We start from the raw sequence: 4106 nt of genomic DNA on the forward strand, positions 1-4106 counted from the left end.
CTCACTTGATGATGTCTACTTTCTTTATAAATTCTTTTGAGAATCCTTTGAGTTTCTCGGCTTAAATCTCTAATAAATCTCATAAGTCTCTTGTTTTCTTGACTTTTGTTTTAGCTTATTCTACTTTTTATTATGTGTAATTTATTTTACATAAGCACTTATAAGTAATTAGACCTCTTGCAGGACTCTCATTGCAGTATCTGTACAAAAAAAGTCCGTAACGATAACCTGAGTTCGGGTTAATTAGGCTCTGAAAGCGCAGAGACCGGAAAGTTCTCTAATCCATTTAGTTGAAGAACAGCAACCAGCAATATACAATCCTTGATTAGCCTAATTCCCAATCTTCATTCAGGATAGTTCTAAACGGCATCGGCATTCAGTACGGTTTCGTACTAATAAACCCGATAGATTGAGGAGATTTTTCTTGGCAATGATTACAATCCGACTGAAAAAGCGAAAACCAAGATTTATAAGAATTTTGAAAGGTAAAAGATGGATAATTTTCGATAAATATCTATCATATTTTAGTCTGTGCAGCAGTCAGACTTTGTTTGTATGGACGTGACTTCATTCAGTTGCCAGGTAGTTTTTAAAAAATGGGATGTTCCTGCTCCGGATGGAATCAGTGAGATCGCCACCTTATTAAATCCACTACCCAGATTAAAGTGAGAGCGATCGCGCGCAGAGTGTTGCTTGCCCAACCTATCGCCTGCACGAGTTCCCCCTCCACCAAGACAAATGTGGTGCGTAATGTTTCAGAGCGATCGCACTTTATCTCAAGTTGAGTTCAGTCAGGAGAGTGGAAGGACTCGCTCCACTGATAACCTGATTGAAAGCGCACTTCGCTTACATTATGAATTTAGAAGATCCCTCATCTAGAGCCTTACTAGCCTTCCTTGAATCGGAACTCTCTCAAAATCGCGCTCTCGGCGATTACCAAACGATGCTGAGAGCGCTATGGAATAAACGAGAAACTCCAACCTTATCTCAGATTCCAACCAAACTTCCACAGGGGTATCGAAGTCTTGCTGTACGGGAATACGTGCGCCAGAACTTCGGTGCTTTACTACCTTACTGGGGGCCGACTGCTATCCGGGGCGATCTAACCGAGAAGAAAGCCCATATTAGTACTTTTATTAGCCTTGTTAACGAGTTATCTAACAATGCTGCTGAAATCAATAGAGTATTCGAGCTAGCAGCAAAGATGGTGGCAGATCACATTAACGCCAAATCTCCCATTATCCAATTACCAATAGCTGGTAAACCACAACAGATATTGACCCAGTTGCTGGCTGTAAAAAGCAGAGGTAGAGTTCAACAGGGTCTTGTATATGCGCTCCTGAAAATTCTATACGAGGAAACTCCTAACATCACTGTGCGTACAAAAGCAGTATTCGCTGGCGACGCTCAAAGCGGACAAAGAGGTGATATTGATGTAAGTGAAAATAACGGCAAAATTCGGTCAGTATTCGAGGTTAAAGCTCAACAGCTTAATCTATCTATTTATGAAGATGTTGTCCGCACGCATACGGTTACTGGAGAGCGCAATTACCCAGTTTTTATCGTGGCTGAGAGCTTTCAAGCTCATTTGTTTAATGAGTACCAGGACGTGTTTATTATCAGGCTTAGAGATTTCTGCCTTACTATCCTAGCAGAGATTGTTTCTTCCAAAAATTTGTCCTCTGATGAGTCTATTCGTCGCGTTTTAGACGTTTACAACAGCGATTTCTGCGACCTCATTCAACAAGACCGAACGCTGCGAGTTGACTACTAAATGGCGCTTGATATCCGAACCAATCCAAGCAACAACAGGCACCGCAACCGCGTCCCCAAAAGCATAACGACCAACGCTTTGGTTCTCTGGAATCCAAAAGCTATCTTCAACTCCTTGAAGGCGTCCGTACTCCCGTGCAGTCATATATCGCATCTTAATTTGGTCAGGTGACACAACGATGAGGATTTGCCTACTGCTACCACCCGACCCAGTTCGCAAGCAACCAGAAATTCCATCATCTCGCGTCTCTAGGCAAACTAAACCTTTACGCATCCGACGATAAGCAGTCAAGTATACAGGTTCTCTAGTTGTTCTCGCTAATCGCTTTGCTTTCTCTAAGCGATGTTTGCTATTGTCTCTGATGTAGGACAACTCCCGTACCAAGGCACTATCGTTAAACCACTTCTGGTGGTCATTTGTATCTACTAAATCAGCTAGAACTGTTTTCCTCGTAGATAAGGGTGACAGTTTCAAAAAGTTCCAAAATAAATCTGAATTATTAATAATTAGCTTTTGCACAGCTAACGGACGGCAAGGATGCTGGAAATAAGTATTATTGTCTTTTATCGCCTGAGTTCCTCTTATAGGTTCAGATGTGTTCAAACCGATAATGAAAACACGGGGGCGGCTTTGCGGTATGAAGTAAGCAGCATTAATAACTAGAACATCACATGAATAACCTAACTGATTAAGTGATGATAGAATTTCCCGGATATCCTTGCCGTTACGTGAGTTCAAAAGACCAGTAACGTTCTCAATTAGTACCGCCTGTGGTAATCTTTTCTCAATAGCAAATTCATTGAGTATACGCATAAACTCAAAGAAGATGCCACTATGTTTCCCCCCTAGTCCCTGTCTATTACCAGCTAATGACAAATCTTGGCAAGGAAATGACGCTGTTACTAGCGTTACATCTGGAACGTTGTGGGCATGAAGATTAGCTATATCGTCAATCTGGAGTTGCTCATTACCGAAGTTTTTGGTGTAAATTTCACCTTTGGCTGGATCAATATCATTAGCAAAAACACACTCGAAGTTTACTTCTTCAAGTCCCTTCCGTACCAAACCTATACCTGCGAAAAACTCAGCAAATCGCAGAGAATTTTGATTAGCAACCAATTGCAACGTGTCAGTCACAATAAAATTTATAATTATTTGTATTGCCTATTAATGTATCACAATCTTCTGATAGATAAGCTAATTTTTACTTACCTTGTTAAGAGAAGATAGATTGATACGACGCCTGTCACGAGAACTTAGTAATAAGATTGGGGCTTTACTTTGCTCATTGCTGTTATTAAAGCTTTCAACCAGTTTAAAAAGTTCAACAATCGCGCCACTCCACAACTTGCAATTATCCTAAACCACCCGGTTTTGACGAATGCAATCGGCATACCAATTGAAGCTGGCTTTGGGAATGCGTTGTTGCGTCTTGTAATCGACATAGGTAATCCCGAAGCGACGACTATAACCGTAAGGCCACTCAAAGTTATCCATGAAACTCCAAAGGAAGTAACCTTTCAGCGGATAACCTTCCTCAATAGCTCGATGAGCCGCCTTTAAATAGTGGCGTAAATACATAATGCGGTCTGTATCAATTATCTCGCCTTGCGCGTTCAGTTCGTCTTCGGCAGCACAACCATTTTCGGTAATGAACACGGGCAAATCTTGTCGCCTAAGCGTGTTGCTAATATGGCGAATACCCCAATAGATGCTCTCAGGAACGATATGCAGCCAAGGCATATTCATTCGCGGGTAGCCTTTGGGTAAGTCAAGAAACTCGTAACCGTCTTTATTGTCCGCCGCACGAACATAAGTTCCCGTGTAAATATTGATACCGATTGCGTCGAGGGGCTGGTGAATGATTTCCAAATCGCCCGACTGAATATCTGGGGCATCAGCGCCCAACTTCTCAAGCATTGCTGGACTGTAGACACCCGTCAGCGCTGGAAAAATAATCCCACCATTGAGCCAAGAAGTATGGAAAGCTTGCTGAGCCGCTGTTATATCAGCCGCTGATTCGGTGAGGGGAACGGTGACAGAAATATTGTCTACAAGTGCTACGGAACAAGGAACGGGCGAGGCAGCACGGATAGCTTGACAGCCCATTCCATGAGCGAGGAGGGCATGGTGAGAAGTCTGCCACACTTCTTTGCGAGTTTTGACGCGAGTGCCAGGGGCAAAGGGTGGGTCTTTATCCACATCGTAGGCGAAATCAGTAGACCTCTTGCATGAATCAAGAAAATGAGCCAAAAGTAGGTAAGCGTTACTGAATCTGCTCATGCTCTACCAACAGTTGAAAGTCCTCAATCCGAGCGCCTTCAGACGGGCG

At 42.8% G+C, this 4106-nt stretch carries 2 protein-coding genes and 1 pseudogene; 1 reads left to right on the forward strand and 2 read right to left on the reverse strand.

Translation table 11 applies throughout. The features are described from left to right. Window positions 1-853 precede the first annotated feature (853 nt). Window positions 854-1774, forward strand: coding sequence for a hypothetical protein (locus H6F50_RS08475; RefSeq protein ID WP_190428341.1), 921 nt, complete (start codon window positions 854-856; stop codon window positions 1772-1774). Here the strand turns inward: H6F50_RS08475 and dcm are convergent. Together dcm and H6F50_RS08485 are read right to left on the reverse strand one after the other, a co-directional pair. Continuing rightward, window positions 1706-2911, reverse strand: a complete 1206-nt coding sequence (dcm, locus tag H6F50_RS08480; RefSeq protein WP_190428342.1) for a DNA (cytosine-5-)-methyltransferase — start codon at window positions 2909-2911, stop codon at window positions 1706-1708. The genes H6F50_RS08475 and dcm overlap by 69 nt on opposite strands. A gap of 222 nt (window positions 2912-3133) precedes the next feature. Next, a pseudogene (locus H6F50_RS08485) lies at window positions 3134-3982 on the reverse strand (family 1 glycosylhydrolase); the annotation flags it as partial. Between the last annotated feature and the right edge of the window lie 124 nt (window positions 3983-4106).

Origin of the sequence: Coleofasciculus sp. FACHB-712, assembly GCF_014695635.1 — a bacterium.
GTDB lineage: Bacteria > Cyanobacteriota > Cyanobacteriia > Cyanobacteriales > FACHB-T130 > FACHB-T130.